Source organism: Chthoniobacter sp., from assembly GCF_040003245.1.
Lineage (GTDB): Bacteria > Verrucomicrobiota > Verrucomicrobiia > Chthoniobacterales > Chthoniobacteraceae > Chthoniobacter.
Genome location: NZ_JBDUCX010000051.1, coordinates 17,032 through 32,617, shown reverse-complemented (window position 1 = coordinate 32,617; position 15,586 = coordinate 17,032). Strand labels below are relative to the sequence as shown.

The following is a 15,586-nucleotide window of genomic DNA, read 5'->3' as shown; positions in this document are numbered from 1 at the left end:
GCCGACAGCGCGGGGCGCGCCGGACGCGGGCCGTGCTTGAGCAACTCCGAACCCGGCAGCGGCTCGGGCTTGGCCTCCGCTTCTTTCTTTGGTTCCGGCGGCTTGGGTGGCGGGGGTTTCGGCGCGGCCAGCGGCTCGCCGGGCATCGCCTTGCCGAGTTCGAGATCGGAGACCTTCAGCGCACGCCCTTCATTCAAGTAATCTTTGATGAAGCCGAAGAACGACGGCTTGTACTCATCGACGATCGTGACGTCGGCCTTGGCGGGCACCTCAAGGCCGAGGCCCCAGAAGATACCGTTCACCACCAGGCGGCGCAGGCCTTCGTTCTCGAGGTCCGTCGCGGCGGCCATCGTGGTCGTCAGCACTTTGTTCGTCTTGCCTTCCTCATTTTTCACCTCGCGCGTCCAGACCACCGGCATCATCGGATCGTTCACCCCCTGCTCCACCTTGTCGACGCGCGCCTTCTTGTAATCCGCGGGCGCGGCATCCGGCTTCATGCCCGCGAGCACCTGGCCACGCACGAGGATCTTCGCGTCGGCCTGCGGCTCGGCTTCGTAGACATCGGTGAGGCCGAAAAGATCGGTCACGCCGCGCAGCACCGGATCGTCCTTCGCCCCCGGCTCGATGATGCCCTTGGTCGCCTCCGATTTGTGTTTGCCCCAGTGGCTGACCCAGGTCTCGCCCAGCACCTGCCGCCCGAAACCCTTCACCCAATCGGGGCCGCCGAAGTTGTAGCCGTACTTCGCGTATTTGCTGTCCTTGCCGTAGTTGAAGGCATGCGTCGAGGTGCGCAGCGCGACGAAGGGCACCCCGCGCAGATACGCCTTTTCGAAATGCTCCATCGCTCCGTCCGGCCAATGCCGGAAGCGCAGCGCCATGACCACCGCGTCCGCCGAATCGAGCGCCTCGGGATGCGAGAGCGAATCCCCTTTGTTGGGATTGATGCGCCCATCGTCCTCCACGGAAAAGAGCACCGTCGTCTTGAAGCCGAGGCGCTGACTGAGGATCTTCGCCAGCATGGGCAGCGATTCTTCCGAGCGATATTCCTCATCGCCGGCGAGCAGCACCACATGCTTGCCTTTTCCCGGGCCGTCCTTGCCTTCAAAGGTGAGCCAGGTTTTTTCCTCCGCATGGACGGAGAACGCAGTGACCGCCAGGGCGGCAAGGAGGGAAACGAGCGAGCGATGGAGCTTCATAGCAGTGGTAATGGGGAACCCGCGGGCGCGGGGATGCAGTGTATGCGCCTTAATGAGGCCGCGTCGCAAGACCTTAGCTATCGAACCGCCCGGGCGGGCGCCTACTTCGCCGCTTTCAAATAGCGGTCGAAGAAGGCCAGCACCAACGGTCGCAGGTCTTTTTCCTTCGGTTGAAGGGTAAAGCTGTGCGGCGCGTCGGGAATGATTTCCACCTGGTACGTCGCCCCCTTGGCTTTCAGCGTCTCGGCGAATTTTTCCGACTGCGACACATCCACCGTCTTGTCCGCTGTGCCGTGCAAGATGAGCATGGGCGGGGAATCTGCATGCACATAGGTGAGCGGGGACGCCCTCTGGTAGAGCTCCGGCGCTTCCTCGCTCGTCTTGCCGAACATCGCGCTGTCGTGCCATTCGGCCATGCTGGCGATGCCGTACATGTCCACGCCGCACTGCACCTGGCAGGGAAAATTGCCGTAAGGACCGTCGGGGTCGAGCCGGTCATTGACATTCGTCAAGGTGACGAGCGAAGCCAGCGTGCCGCCCGCCGAGCCACCGATCACACCGATATGATTCGGATCGATCTGCAACCGGTCCGCATTGGCCCGCAGCCAGCGCACCGCCGTTTTGCAGTCGAAGAGATTCTGCGGCCAGACCGGACGCGAAATGTCGGCCAGCGCGTAGTCGATACTCATCCCGATGTAGCCATTGCGCGCCAGCGTGCTGCCGATATTCAACTCGCGCGCCGCATCGCGATGACCGCCCGTGAAGCCGCCGCCGTGAATGATGACCACTGCCGGAACACGCTGTCCTGGCGAAATTTCCGGCGGCAGATAGAGATCCGCGAGTTCGGTGCGTCCAGCGCCAAGATAGGGCACTTCACGCTCAATGCGGATATCGGTGGGGTCCGTCGCGCGCAGGGTCGCGGCGACGGCCATTATAGATGAAATGACAAACAGGAGGCGTTTCATGGGGAATGAGGGGGGCCGGACGGTTAGCACATCCCGCCACCGTCCACAAGTATGCGCGTTTTCGCGTAGTGACCTCGCTTGTTAAAAAGGTGTGAGTGAGCGTCGATTCCAAGGACAGTTCATAATCATCCCGAGCACCTCACTCCCCGGCCCGCTTTTCCCCTCGCCTAAACTCTGGCGTGCGATCATTTTTCACCGGCAACCTCTCCAACTTTCTATGAGTGAAGAATCCGCACAGGACGACGACCAGGATCTCGGGCTTGCCGCCATCGCCCTTTTCAAAGATCTCTCGCCCGAGGCCCTCGAAAAAATGTCGAGCCTCCTCGAGAACGTCAACTTCAAGGCGGGCGACATCATCTTCCACGAGCACGAAAAAGGCGACGCGCTCTATGTGGTGCATTCCGGCAACGTGCGCATCTGGGTGCACGATGAGGACTCCAAGGACGTGACGCTCGCCGAGTTGGTGCCCGGCGATTTCTTCGGCGAAATGTCCGTGCTCGATGGCGGCGAGCGCTCCGCGAATGCCACGGTCACGGCGGACGGCGTGTTGCACCGCTTGAGCCGCGCCGATTTCCAGGAATTCCTCCTCGCGCATCCGCAGGCCGCGCTCGAAGTCATCCGCGGCATCACGAACCGCCTGCGCCAGACCAATCTCCTCGTCTCCCAGCGCATCAGCCGGAACGTCAACGAGGAGATGGACGACCGCCTCACCTTCGGCCAGCGCATCGCGGACAAGGTCGCGACCTTCGGCGGATCGTGGACCTTTATCTTCATCTTCGGCGGTATCCTTGTGGTCTGGATGGCCGTCAACAGCTTCATCCTCTCCCACATCGGCCAGGGACCGGAAGGCGCCCAGTGGGATCCCTATCCCTACATCCTCTTGAATCTCCTCCTCTCGACGCTCGCCGCGCTCCAGGCGCCGGTCATCATGATGTCGCAAAACCGCGCCGCAGAGAAAGACCGCCTCGCCGCCGAGCTCGACTACCACGTCAATCTCAAGAGCGAACTCATGCTCGAGGAACTCATCCGCAAGACCCGCGCGCAGGATGCCGAGATCGACTTCCTCGTGCGCAGCCTCAAGGCAGTGAAGGACAAGCTCGCCTGCCCGGAGGAGGCATAGAGCGCGAAGCTCTTGGTTCGGTCTCACTCGCTCCGAGGTTAACGCTATGAGCTGGCGATCCATTTTAGTGGTAGTCGGCATCGGTATCGTCATCCTCCTGGCGGCCGCAGGCGCGTATTTCGAGGGCGTGTGGATTCCGAATGCGCCCGACCCAGGACAATACCCCATTCGCGGCATCGACGTGTCGGGTCACCAGGGAGTCATTCAATGGAACGGGGTGCCACGCGCTTCCGTGCAGTTTGTTTATATCAAGGCAACCGAGGGGCAGGATTTTCGCGACCAGCGCTTTGTCGAGAACTGGCGGGGTAGCGCAGAGGCCGGGCTGCGGCGGGGCGCTTATCATTTCTTCACCCTCAAATCGACCGGCCTGCAACAGGCGGCCAACTTCACCGCGGTCGTCCCCAAGGATCCCGATGCATTGCCTCCAGTCGTCGATGTGGAGTTGTGGGGCAACTCGGAAACCCGGCCATCGGTCGCGAATTTCCAACACGAGCTGTCGGATTACATGGGAGTCGTCAGGGCCTTCTACGGGCGTGAGCCCGTCGTCTATACAGCCAATGATTTCCGGAACTACTTCCTTCGCGATTTTCCCGTCAAGGAGTTGTGGATTCGTTCCGTCCTGACCTCACCACGGATCTCCGATAACCCGCCGTGGCGGTTTTGGCAGTTCTCCGAAAAGGGACGCGTCCCTGGCATCAACGGCTTTGTCGACCAGAACGTCTTTCACGGCGATGCCGGGGCTTTGGAAACATTCATCCACCAAGGCCGGTAAGTGCCGGTGACGGGCCCACGCCGCTAAGTTTTCGCGGGCTGCTGGCTCAATGTATCGACACCCCCGCCCTGCCTCCCATGATTCGTCTCACCCATTCTCTCGTCGTAGCTGGCTGGCTCGCCATCGCCCTGGCCGCCAGCCATGCTGCAGATACCGCCCCGCTCGCGGCGGTACTGCAAAGTGCCGTGGATAAACATCTGGTCGGTGGCGCGGTCGTTTTGGTGGCGAACAAAGAGCGTGGGCTCGACCTGGAAGCCGCGGGCTATTCGAGCTTGAGCGCGCAGACGCCGATGAAAGCGGACAGCCTCTTTTGGATCGCCTCAATGAGCAAGTCGTTCACCGGCACGGCGCTCATGATGCTGGTGGACGAGGGCAAGCTGAAGCTGGACGATCCCGTGGAAAAATATCTGCCGGAGTTCAAGGGGCAGATGGTGGAGGAGGACAGCATAGAGCGGCATCCGCCGCGGCATCCGATTACCGTTCGCGAGGTCATGGACCACACCAGCGGCGTGGTCACTCCGCAGGACCCCGCTTTCAAGGGCAAGACGACTTTGCAGGAGATCGTCGAGGTCATTGGCAAGTCGCCCTTGCACCGCGAACCGGGCACCAAGTACGAATACAACAATCAGGGCATCAACACCGGAGGGCGCCTGATCGAAGTCCTCTCGGGGGTGCCGTACGCGGACTTCATGCAACAGCGCCTTTTCACCCCGCTGGAATTGAAGGACACCACCTTTTTCCCGACGGAGGAACAGGGCGCGCGGCTGGCCAACACCGCCAAGTTCATGGCAGACAAAACCAGCCTCGAAGATGTCGGATTTAGAAAGCAGCTTCCGGCGGCGCTGAGCGAGAAACTTAGCCATGGCCAGAAGATCCCGGAGGCGTTGCTGGATAACTTCGGCGGAGGGGTCATTCCCGATCTCGTCAATCATTACGCCCAACCGGCCGGTGGTCTTTACTCGACCGCCGGCGATGTCGGACGGTTTTGCCAGATGTTGCTCAATGGCGGCACGTGGCAGGGCCGGCGCTACCTTTCCGCGGAGGCGCTCAAACAACTGTCGACCAATCAGACAGGAGACGTTCCCGTCAATCCGGATGAAGGCTACGGCGTCGGATGGTCCGTGAAGATCAAGAACAACGAGGGGTCCGACGTGGGGAGTTACGGCCACCGGGGCGCGCGGCGGACGGCCATGTGGATCGACCCGAAGGACGACCTCGTCATGGTGGTGATGATCCAGCGCATGGACATGAGCGGCGAGCAGCAGAAGGAGTTTTACGGTTCCGTCTTTCGGGCCATGGTGGAAAAATTCGGCCGAAAATAATTTGTGGCTCACCCTCTCGCCCGCCCGTTCCTTCTCCTCCCGTTCGTCGTGGCGATGGCTACGGCGTCCGCGGCCGATCCAGGCCCGCTCGCGCCGGTCCTGCAAAAGTCGATCGACCGGCATATCGTGTCCGGCGCGGTGGGACTGGTGGCCGATCGCGATCACGTGCTCGATCTCGAGGCCGTCGGCGAATCGAGCGTGAACGCCCACACGCCGATGCAGACGGACAGCCTGTTTTATATCGCGTCGATGACCAAGACCTTCACCGGGGCCGCAGTCATGATGCTCGTGGACGAGGGCAAGCTGACGCTGGACGATCCGGTGGAGAAGTATCTGCCCGAATTCAAGGGCCAGATGGTGGTGGAAGACAAACAGCCTCCGCATCCACCGAAGCACCCCATCACCGTCCGCGAGATCATGAGCCATACCAGCGGGCTGACGGGGTCGGACGATCCCGACGTCAAACGCTTCTTCACCCTGAAGGAAGCGGTCGCAACGATCGCCTCGAAGCCCCTCCAGTGGGAACCGGGCACGAAGTACAAATACAACAATAGCGGCATCAATACGGGGGCGCGTCTCGTCGAAGTGCTCTCCGGCGTGCCTTTCACCGACTTCCTGCAAAAGCGCCTTTTCACGCCCCTGGAATTGAAGGACACGACCTACTGGCCCGATGAGGCGCTGGCCAAACGGCTCGCCAACACAACCGCGATGACAGCGGACAAATCGGGCCGCGAAGACATCCTGGACGCCAAAGACCTGACCACCGAAGCCCGGCAGAAATTCAGCCAGGGCGTGAAAGTACCGCAGCCGATGCTCAATAACTTCGGGCAGCAGATGCTCTTCAATTACGGCCATCATTTCGGCGAGGGGTCTCATGGGATTTGCTCCACCGCCAGCGATATCGGGCGCTTCTGCCAGATGCTCCTCAACCGCGGCGAATGGCAGGGCCGACGTTATCTTTCGGAAGAAGCGGTCAAGCAGATGGGCGCCATCCAGACGGGCGAGGCGCCGACTCCCCCGGAGCTGGCGTATGGCATTGGAGTGTTCGTCATTAAAAAGGATGACCAAGGTCCGTCCGTCGGGAGCTTCGGCCACTTCGGAGCGCGCAAAACCTGCATGTGGATCGATCCCAAAAACCAGATCGTGATGGTGCTGATGGTGCAGAGTTCCGACATGACCAAGGAACAGCAGAAGGAACTTTACAGCACCTTTTTCCAGACCGCGGTGGAGAAGTTTGGGTGGAAGGGGGAGTAGGCTGAGCGGAGCTTCCTAAAAACTGTCATCCTGAACTAAGCTTGTCGAAGGATGACATCGTTTTCACGCCGCCTCAAAAATCTCCGCGCCGCTCGGCGCCACCGCCTGCCATGTCTGCTGGCAATGGGGGCAGGTCGCCGCATCGACGGGCCGGGGGCGGCCGCAGTGCGGACAGGGGACGCGCGCCGCCCACGCCGTGGCGAGGCGATAGGCGAGGAACCCCGCCAGGCCGAAGACCAACGACACGATCATCCAGGTGACCGTGCGGTGCGCGGGGAAGCCCAGGCGTCGCGCCCAAACACCGGCGGCGGCGCTGAGCAGCACGGCCCAGACGACGAGAGTCGCCAGCTCGCCAGGCGATGGCTGGATGACCACGGCCGGCGTGATCATGGCCAGGGCCGGATGGGTATCGGTGGGATCGTCGTCGGCGTGGCGGTAAAGGAAGGACGCGAGGAGCGAAGGTCCGGGCAGATCGATCAACCGGAGCGCCCGCATCAACAAGGTGGGCGGCCGGGGGTGATAATTCGTCGGCGGCGGGGAGTAGGTAGCCACCCGCTTCCCTTGTCTATCGAGCGCATCGAGGTGGACCTCATCCTGAAAGACGCTCCGACTGTAGTAGTGCGGAATGTATTCCACAAACGTCAACGCAAAGTCTTCGGTGGCGGTAATGCTCACCTGTGGCATCGCGGCGGCAGGATAGCCGTACGGGACCGTGAAAACCGGCGCACCCTCGGACGTGCTGATCCGGATTTCGTTGCCGAGGGCGACGGCAATGCGCGGGTGTTCGTTGTCGTAGGGAAAGCGCAGCAACCCGTAGACGGTCTCGCTCCCGACATGAAGTAGCGGGATCATCTGGCGCTCCGTGAAATCGACAGCCAGGACTTGGGGACCGACCCAGCAAAGATAGGGACTGGTTTGCGAAAGCTCGGCCTGGGGATCGGAGGCGAAGGGCTGGATCGCCGCCCCGACGCTCTTGAAGCCCTCGGCATCGCAGATGCCAATGCAACGGGCGCTGAGCTTGTCGTAGCCGATGAAATAGCTGCGGGCGCCGGGAAGGAGATACCAGACCTCCGCGCCGCCGTACATGCCGGCCACCCCTTCCACCCGGCCTTGCGACGAACGGAAGTTCCCCCGGTAGTGCCGGCCGCGGGCCAACGTGCGATCCGCCAGCATATTGGCCGACAGCCCGTACATGCTGGTGCCGTTGCCGACGTACTTTTCGTCGGTTACGACATTGCCCTGCAAATCCTGGAGCACGCTTTGGCCTTTGTCGTCGCCGTGCAGGAGGAAGACCGTGCCATCGCGCGCGATGGAAAGGCGGGTATAAGTGTAGCCTTCGAAGGAGCGGCGGGGCAGGTAGCTCAAGGCGAGGCCGATCAGGACCAGCCCCGTCTGCAGGCCGACGAGGATCGGCAGTCCGAACGCCAGGCGGCTGGCCCATGAACGCTGCGCGAGGGAGCCCAGCATCGCCCCCCACGCCGCGACGAAGAGGGTGACCATCGCCCCCAAGGGCAGCAGAAAGGGCGAGAGGCCGGTGAGGTGGAGGCAGAAAATGGCAACCAACGCGAGGACGATCACGCCGCGGGAACCAAACCAGCGCCCCCCATGCAGGCCCACGAGCACCGCGCCGAAGTAGAGCACCGCCCCGAGCAGAATGTCACTGAGAGGGGGCCACAGGAGGCTGGGCACAAATGGCGCCGGTGCCCGGCCCGGCGAGACGACATAAGCGGTGCTGGCCAGGAGCGGCAATCCAGTCGCGAGCACGTACAACACCAGCCCGGCGATGACCTTGCCGAGAAAGATCACGTGGCGCGGGACCGGGCGGTGCAACAGGCTCGCCCATTGGTCGCGGCGCAATTCGGGCAGGATCTGCAAGGAGCCGAGGACGGCGCCGACCGCCGCGCAGCCAAAGGAACTGACCAGCAGGAAGGACTCGCTGCACAACGTGACCCCTTCCATTTGGATCGCTTCCCAGCCCGAGGAGAGGGTGAAGATTTCGGCCAGGAGAAGGACGAAAAAGGCGAGTGCGGCCCACCGGAGGTTTTCCCGCAATTCTTTCCAGATCATGGTTTTCATGGGCGTCGCGATGAGTTCAGGCGGTGACCGGGGAAGGCGCCGGGGCCGATTCGATGATCTCGGTACCGTCGGCGGCGGGTGGCGGCCAGGCGACTCCGCAATGGGCGCAATTCTCCTCCGCGATGTGGCGCGGCCGGCGGCAGGCCGGGCACGAGACGGTGCGCGGACGCTCCCCCGCCAGCCAGAACATCACAAAGCCTGGCAATCCCAAGACAAGCACACTCGCCGCCCAGGCCCACTGGCGGCGGTCCGAAAGCTGGGCCCGGCGCGCCCAGAAAAAGGTGACTACCGAGAGCGCCAGCGCCAGGAGGAGGACGGTGATGCAAACCCGCTTCGTCGTCGGGAAATCGCGCCCCAGCCTCTCCTTGAGGTCATTGCGCAGGCGTTCGGAGCCGAAGGCCGCGCCGATGCGCCGGTAGAGCAGATCGCCGAAGAAAAACGCCGGGCTTTGCGCCCGCGCCGCCAGGTAACTGCTCCAGGTGGATGCGTCCCCGTGCGACGGCATGCGGGCGAGGGTGTAGGAGGCGAGCACCTGGCCCGTGGCGTCCACCACATCCACGTAGCTGGGCATGTTCTTGCGGGTGTTCCAGTCGATCCAGTTGCTCGGATCGTAGCGGAGGACGAAACGATCCATCGACTTGAGCACACCCAGCCCGATGCTCCCCCAGCGATCCACGTCGTGATGGTAGGGCAGCGTGGCCACCACATGCGTGTTGGCATCGTAGACCGTCATCGCGGTTCCGAAGGCGATCCCTTTGAAATCGACGCTGCCGCTGGCCACGTTGGCCCAGGCGTGGCACATCCCGTAAATGGGCGCCGGCGCCGGCAGGTCAAGGGAGATAAACTGTTGCCGGGAAAAGCGGGCGACGTGCAGGCTCTGCGGCGTGGTCACGAAGAGCGTATCGCCCCCGGACTGGGAATTATCGGAGTCCCTGGCAAAGCCTTGCACCGGCCGGCCGGGTGGGGCGAAGCCTTCCACACCGAGTTGCGCAAACTCCTGCTTTTTCTGCGGGAGAAAGCCGACAAAACGCCGATCGTCGCGGAGATAAAACCACTGCTCGTAGCGCGGGTAAATGTAGGCCTGGAGAGCGTAGAGGTACTTGTAGTATTGGCGATAAGCCGTGTTGTACGACTGGCGTTTCCAGCCGTGCGAATCACCGATATAGGAGGTGGCGGTGTTCATCCCCAGGGTGTAACTGCGCACCCGGTCGGGCCGGTACTTGGGATCGGCAAACGGCTTGCCATCCACGTCCAGGGCCGACACCACGATACTGTTTTTATATTCGAGGCGCACCGGCACCCCATCCGCCAACACCTCCCAGTTGCCATACTGGCTTTCGGTCTTGTTGCCCGCCATCACCCCGATCATTTTCAGCAAATCGCCCGCCCCACAGGCCCCGTAAAAGACCACGACGAGGAAAGCGATGCGCCCGGCCCATGATCGGCCACGCAGCGTGTCGCGCGCGTGGATCGCTCCCCAGCCCGCCACGCCCAGGACAAGGGCCATGGTGAGGCCCGCTTCGACGGCGACGCGGAAGAGACCTTCATGCAGGGCGAAGACCGAGACGTGAAAGGCGGCGAAGAAAGGCAGCGCGCGCAACAGGAGACTGCCGCCCTGCAAGGCGATGGTCAGCGCCGCGAAATAGTAGCAGAAGCCGACCAGCAAATCCGCCAGGCCCGGCTGGGTCATCGCGGGAATGAAGGGCGCATTGACATTCCCCGGCGTGGCCACGTGCCAGACGACAAACAGAAACGGCACGCCCGCGCCGACGAGGTAGAGCAGCACCCCGGCCAGCGCCTTGCCGAGGTAGATCCGCCCGCGCGGCAAGGGCCGGTGCAGCAGGGCCGCCCAGCGGTCGCGCTTGAGCTCCGGCAGCACTTGCAGGAAGCCCAGGCCCAGCCCGACCACCGCATTACCGAAGGTGGTGACGAGCAGAAACTGCTTTTTGCACAGCGTGATGCCGTCGTTGAAGTAGGTGTCGACATCCATCCCATTTTGCGAGTGGTGGATGGCGTAAAGTTGCGCCGCACCGAGAGCCAGCATGGCCAGCACCGCCCACAGGATGTTTTCCCGCAATTCCTTCCAGACGAGCGCTCTCATTGGTGGCCGTTGCGTTGGTGAGTGAAGAAGGTCTTTTCGCCGCGTTCGCCGACGTAGCTGACAAAGGCGTCCTCGAGGGTCATGTCCATCGGCTCCATCGATTCGGGCTGCAGGGCGGCAAGCTGCGCTTCGACCTCGGGAGTGACGTTGACGAGCGTCATGAGCAGCTCGCGATCGGTGCGGAAGCTCTCGAGCAGGCCGGGCACCGGTGGCGGCGCGGGCGGCGTATCGCGGAATTTCAAGACATAGTGCCGCAGGCGCTGGCGGAAGGTCTCGACCGTGCAATCGGCGCGCACGCCCCCGCCATCGAGCACCACGATGCGATCGGCCACGCGCTCCTCGTCGGAGAGCAGGTGCGACGAGAAGAGGATGGTGCGATGCGGCTGGCGGGTGACGTAGAGCATCGATTGCAGCAGGCTGCGGCGGGCCACGGGATCGAGGCCGAGGGCGGGATCGTCGAGCACCAGCAACTCCGGCTCCGGCGCGAGCGTGAGAGCGAGGCACAGCCCCGCGCGCTGGCCGCGGGAGAGGTGGCCGGCCTTCATCTTCGGCGTGAGCCGGAAGTGGGTGATGACCGCCTCGAAGACGTCCTGGTTCCATTTCGGAAAGAAGCTGGCCTGAAATTTTCCGCACTCGCGCACGGTCATCCAGCCGTAGACGTGGTGCCCTTCCGGCAGGTAGCCGATGCGCGCGCGAGTCTCGGGGCTGAGGCGGCTCGAATCCTCGCCGAAGACGCGCGTGCGACCACGGGTGGGCTCTTCCATCCCGAGCAGGATGCGGATGGTGGTCGTTTTGCCCATGCCGTTGCGTCCGAGAAAGCCGTAGATGGAACCCGCGGGCACATTGAGGCAGAGATCGCGCACGATCTCGCGCGTGCCGTAGAATTTCGTGAGGCGATCGATTTCGATGACGGGAGCGGTGTTCATGGCGGGAGTGAAATCAGGCGGTGGCGGGATTGCTTTGCAATTGCTTCCAGGTCTTTTCGAGCAGCGCGCTCACTTCCTTCCACGGCGTGCCCAGCAGCGCGGCTTCGTGGCAAAGCTGTTCGGCGAGATGCCGCAGCCGCCGTTCCTGTTCCGCCTCGGAGAAAACCTGCCGCCGCTCGGCCACGAAAACCCCGCGCCCGGAGCGGCTCTCGAGCAACCCTTCGCGGATCAGCTCCTGGTATGCCCGGGCGACCGTATTGGGATTGATGACCAGCGCCTCCGCCAGCGTCCGCACCGCCGGAAGCTGCTCACCTACCTGCACCGACCGCCCCGCCACCGAGCGCTGAATCTGGTGCATGAGCTGCCGGAAGATCGGCACATCGCTGGCTGGGGAGATGATGAAACCTAGCGGCATAGGTGTATTAATTCATTAATACACTCATCCCGTCAACAATTTCTGTTAAATAATTTTCGGGCCTTATTGCGGCAGCGCAAAGGCCACGATGCTCCCGCCCGAGGGGCGGCCGGACTTTCCTCCACCCGAGGAGATGACGACGTACTGCCGGCCATTCGCGGTATAGGTGCTCGGGGTGGCATTGCCTCCGAACGGCAACGACGCCTGCCAGAGGATGGCGCCGGTGTCCTTGTCGAAGGCGCGGATCGTTTCGTCGGCCGTGGCGCCGATGAATATCAGGCCGCCCGCAGTCACGACCGGGCCGCCGTAATTCTCGGTGCCCGTCGGCGCGATGCCACGCTCGGTCAAGGCCTTGTACTCGCCGAGCGGCACCTTCCATTTGACCTCGCCCGTGTTGAGGTCCACCGCGTTCAGCGTGCCCCATGGCGGCTTGATCGCCGGGTAACCCTCTTGATCCAGCCATCGGCGGAATCCGGCGAAGGCATACGGGGGATCCTTCCGCGCTTTCGTGGATGCGGGCGCGGGCGCTTCATCGGTGCGTCCCGTCGCCGCGGGTGGCGTGATGCCGAGGACGTAATCCAGAATGGCTTCGCGCTCGGCTTCGGGCAGGCGATCGAAGGCCGGCATGCGCCCGGCGCCCGTCTTCGTGACCTGCACCATCTGCTCGCGTGTCTTCCGCTTGGCGACATCGATCAGCGGCGGAAAGCCGCTTGCCAGGTTGCCCGCAAAATCCAGCCCGTGGCAGGCCGCGCAATTGATCATGTAGTCCTTCTTGCCACGCGCCAGCGGGGTGCCGTCGGCATTGCGCGTTTCGACCATCTGCAAGATCCACGGCATCTCGTTGACGTTCACGTAGTAGACGCCATCGGGATCGGCCGCGCCTCCGCCCCATTCCATGCCGCCATCGAAGCCCGGAAACATGATCGTCTCCTTGATGCTCGGTGCCGGAAACGGCCCGAGATTCGGCGAGCTCTGGATGCGATTCAGCGACTGTAATTGCGCCGCCGGTGAAATGTTCGACATGTCCTCCAGGCCAATGTGCTGCCGCGTGAACGGCGCCGGTTTCGTGGGAAACGGTTGCGTGAGGGAAGCCAGTTCGCCGCGCAATTCCGAAGCCGGCTCCGGCTTCTCCTCGATCGGCCAGAGCGGGGTGCCCGTCACCCGGTCGAAGACGAAGAGCAGCCCTTGCTTGGTACCTTGCGCGACCGCATCCACCTTCTTGCCGTCATGCATTACGGTCAGCAGCACCGGCGGGCAGGGCAGATCCCGGTCCAGCAGATCGTGGTGCACGATTTGGAAATGCCAAAGCCGCTTCCCGGTGGCCGCGTCGAGCGCCACCAACGAGTTGGCGAAGAGATTCGCGCCATGCCGCTCCGCGCCGTAGAAGTCGGGCTCGGCCGTCTTGGTGGCGACGTAGACGATCCCGCGTTGCTCATCGAGAGACTGGCCGCACCACGGCATGAGCCCCGTCGCGGTCTTGTACGCGCCGTCCGGCCATGTGTCGTAACCTACTTCTCCCGGACGCGGGATGAGATGGAAAATCCAGCGCCGCTCGCCGGTCCGCACATCGAAGGCGCGCATCGCCCCCGGGCCGCCGAAGCCCCCGATGATGAGCAGATCCTTGTAGGTCACCCCGGGCGTATTGAGGCCCACCGCCGGGGTGCCTTCCACGTCCAACCCAGTGCCCAGATGGAGCGCGCCATTCTGCGCGAAGCTCCGGATCACCTGCCCGGTCTTGGCATCCAGCGCGTAGAGATAATTCCCCGCGGCGGTAAAGATGCGCTGCTCGCCGCCCGATTCGTTCTGCCAAAAGACCAGCCCGCGCTGCCGGCTCCGCCCCCCGCCCTTTTCCGATTGCGGGTCCCACTGCCAGAGCTCGCGTCCCGTGGCCGCGTCGAGCGCGATCACTTTCCGCGTGGGCGACGCCGTGTAGAGCACCCCGGCCACGATGAGATTGTTCGCCTGGTATTCGCCCTTGTCGCCGGTTTCATAAGTCCACGCGACCTTGAGCTGCGCGACGTTGCCGCGATCGATCTGCCGGAGCGGTGAGTACAGGCTGCGTGACTTGCTGCCGAGATAAGCCGGCCAGTCGGCATCGGCGGATGATGCCGAGGGCGGAGTAGCGCTCGGGTGGGCGCCAAAGACGGCGCAGGGGAGCGATCCGGCACCGACGATACCGGAGATCTTCGCCAGCGCGCGAAGCTTGTTCAGGAGGATTTTCACCGCTCCACGAAGCCTCGCCCGAGGTGCTCTGCCAAGCTCAATTCCCAGCCGGACTCACTTCATCAACTCGGTGACCTTCGGCGTGATGGCGTCGGCCCAGATTTGGTAACCCGCGTCGTTGGGGTGCAGCGAGTCGGGCATGATGTCCTTGCTCAGCGTGCCATCGGGCTGGAGGAATTTCGGGCCGATATCGAGGTAGAAGACGTGCTTGTCGTCCGCGAGCTTGGCGATGATGGCGTTGACCTGGCCGAGCTTGTCGCGATAGGGATTCGGGCTGGCTTTTTCACCGCGCGGGAAGACCGCGAGCAGGAGGATTTTCGTGTCGGGCGTCTTTTTGCGGATGGTCTCGACGATCCTGGTCACGCCCTTGGCGATGCCCTCGGCGGTATCGGTGGAAGCGTTGTTGGTGCCGATCATCAGGACGGCCGCCTTGGGCTTGATGCCGTCGAGTTCGCCATTCTCAATCCGCCAGAGCACATGCTGCGTGCGATCGCCGCCGATCCCGAAATTCGCCGGTTGCCATTGGGTGAACGCTTTCGCCCACACGTCCTTGCCTTTGCTCGCCCAGCCCGCGGTGATGGAATCGCCTAGGAAAAGGAGCTGCGTTTTGCCTTCCTTGGCGATGGCGACATACCGTTCGTGGGAAGCGAGAAACCCGGTATTCGGCTGGCCGGTCTTTGGGTCGTATTTCACGGCGGCCACATCCGGTGGCTGCACGGGCAGCGGAAAGGGCGTCGCCTTCGGGGCCGCCGGAGTTGCCGGGGCGGGTTTGGCCGGGGCGGTAGCCGTACTCTGCGCGCGCAGCGCGGGAGCGAAGAGGAAGGAGGTGGCGAGGAGGGCGTGGAGGGGGAGGAGTTTCATGGGAGGTGGGGGCAGGAGGAACGAGGAAGGCGCGGACTCTGCGACGAAGGGCGCACCGGAAGCAAGTGCGCCCTTCCTTCGCCAGCAGCCCGACGGATGGCACAATCCGCAAGAAGAAGTTTCCGAAGTGAAAAAACGGCCTAGAGTCCTCCGCACCCATGAAATACTTCGCCCTCCTCCTGCTCGCCGCCTTGCTTTCCGCCTGCGAAACCAGCGAGGAAGACCGCAATTTCTATTACAACGGCTGGCTGCGTCCCGAGCACGATGCGAATAGGCGGATCTACGGTGGTGATATGGATCACGAAAAGACGCCCCCGCCCCCGTCCCAGTCCCCATCCCAGTAATCGCCGCGGCC

General features: G+C 63.2%; 12 protein-coding genes and 1 pseudogene. 5 read left to right on the top strand and 8 right to left on the bottom strand.

The window, feature by feature from the left end; genetic code table 11:
- Both ABJF10_RS09260 and ABJF10_RS09255 read right to left on the bottom strand, forming a co-directional pair.
- Positions 1 to 1,196 (bottom strand): annotated as a pseudogene (locus ABJF10_RS09260) (heme-binding protein); the annotation flags it as partial.
- 101 nt (positions 1,197 to 1,297) lie between these two features.
- Positions 1,298 to 2,161, bottom strand: a complete 864-nt coding sequence (locus ABJF10_RS09255) for an alpha/beta hydrolase (RefSeq protein ID WP_348544269.1) — start codon at positions 2,159 to 2,161, stop codon at positions 1,298 to 1,300.
- A 217-nt stretch (positions 2,162 to 2,378) separates the two neighbouring features.
- Here ABJF10_RS09255 and ABJF10_RS09250 point away from each other — a divergent pair, with 217 nt between their 5' ends.
- From ABJF10_RS09250 to ABJF10_RS09235, 4 genes are all read left to right on the top strand, one after another.
- A complete protein-coding gene (locus tag ABJF10_RS09250) occupies positions 2,379 to 3,281 on the top strand; it encodes a DUF1003 domain-containing protein (RefSeq protein WP_348544268.1) in 903 nt (300 codons plus the stop codon).
- Positions 3,282 to 3,327: 46 nt separating this feature from the next.
- On the top strand, positions 3,328 to 4,053 hold the full coding sequence (locus tag ABJF10_RS09245; RefSeq protein WP_348544267.1) for a GH25 family lysozyme: 726 nt from the start codon (positions 3,328 to 3,330) through the stop codon (positions 4,051 to 4,053).
- Positions 4,054 to 4,130: 77 nt separating this feature from the next.
- A complete protein-coding gene (locus tag ABJF10_RS09240) occupies positions 4,131 to 5,375 on the top strand; it encodes a serine hydrolase domain-containing protein (protein WP_348544266.1) in 1,245 nt (414 codons plus the stop codon).
- Between the two features lie 3 nt (positions 5,376 to 5,378).
- On the top strand, positions 5,379 to 6,629 hold the full coding sequence (locus ABJF10_RS09235) for a serine hydrolase domain-containing protein (protein ID WP_348544265.1): 1,251 nt from the start codon (positions 5,379 to 5,381) through the stop codon (positions 6,627 to 6,629).
- 63 nt (positions 6,630 to 6,692) lie between these two features.
- On the opposite strand, the gene ABJF10_RS09230 is transcribed toward ABJF10_RS09235, so the two are convergent.
- The 6 genes from ABJF10_RS09230 to ABJF10_RS09205 all read right to left on the bottom strand — a co-directional run bounded on the left by ABJF10_RS09230 (position 6,693) and on the right by ABJF10_RS09205 (position 15,231).
- Positions 6,693 to 8,705 (bottom strand): zinc ribbon domain-containing protein, encoded by a 2,013-nt coding sequence (locus ABJF10_RS09230; RefSeq protein WP_348544264.1) that lies wholly within the window; start codon positions 8,703 to 8,705, stop codon positions 6,693 to 6,695.
- 16 nt (positions 8,706 to 8,721) lie between these two features.
- Positions 8,722 to 10,806 carry a hypothetical protein gene (locus tag ABJF10_RS09225; RefSeq protein ID WP_348544262.1) on the bottom strand — a complete coding sequence of 695 codons (2,085 nt, stop codon included), beginning with the start codon at positions 10,804 to 10,806 and terminating at the stop codon, positions 8,722 to 8,724.
- Positions 10,803 to 11,732 (bottom strand): ABC transporter ATP-binding protein, encoded by a 930-nt coding sequence (locus ABJF10_RS09220; RefSeq protein WP_348544261.1) that lies wholly within the window; start codon positions 11,730 to 11,732, stop codon positions 10,803 to 10,805. The genes ABJF10_RS09225 and ABJF10_RS09220 overlap by 4 nt, the downstream gene beginning before the upstream one ends.
- A gap of 13 nt (positions 11,733 to 11,745) precedes the next feature.
- Positions 11,746 to 12,147, bottom strand: a complete 402-nt coding sequence (locus tag ABJF10_RS09215) for a GntR family transcriptional regulator (protein WP_348544260.1) — start codon at positions 12,145 to 12,147, stop codon at positions 11,746 to 11,748.
- Between the two features lie 63 nt (positions 12,148 to 12,210).
- Complete coding sequence (locus ABJF10_RS09210; RefSeq protein ID WP_348544259.1) at positions 12,211 to 14,370, bottom strand: PQQ-binding-like beta-propeller repeat protein; 2,160 nt, start codon at positions 14,368 to 14,370, stop codon at positions 12,211 to 12,213.
- Positions 14,371 to 14,424: 54 nt separating this feature from the next.
- Positions 14,425 to 15,231, bottom strand: a complete 807-nt coding sequence (locus ABJF10_RS09205) for a platelet-activating factor acetylhydrolase IB subunit (RefSeq protein ID WP_348544258.1) — start codon at positions 15,229 to 15,231, stop codon at positions 14,425 to 14,427.
- Between the two features lie 158 nt (positions 15,232 to 15,389).
- Between ABJF10_RS09205 and ABJF10_RS09200 the strand changes: the two genes are divergently transcribed.
- Positions 15,390 to 15,575, top strand: coding sequence for a hypothetical protein (locus ABJF10_RS09200; RefSeq protein WP_348544257.1), 186 nt, complete (start codon positions 15,390 to 15,392; stop codon positions 15,573 to 15,575).
- The last annotated feature ends 11 nt before the right edge of the window (positions 15,576 to 15,586 follow it).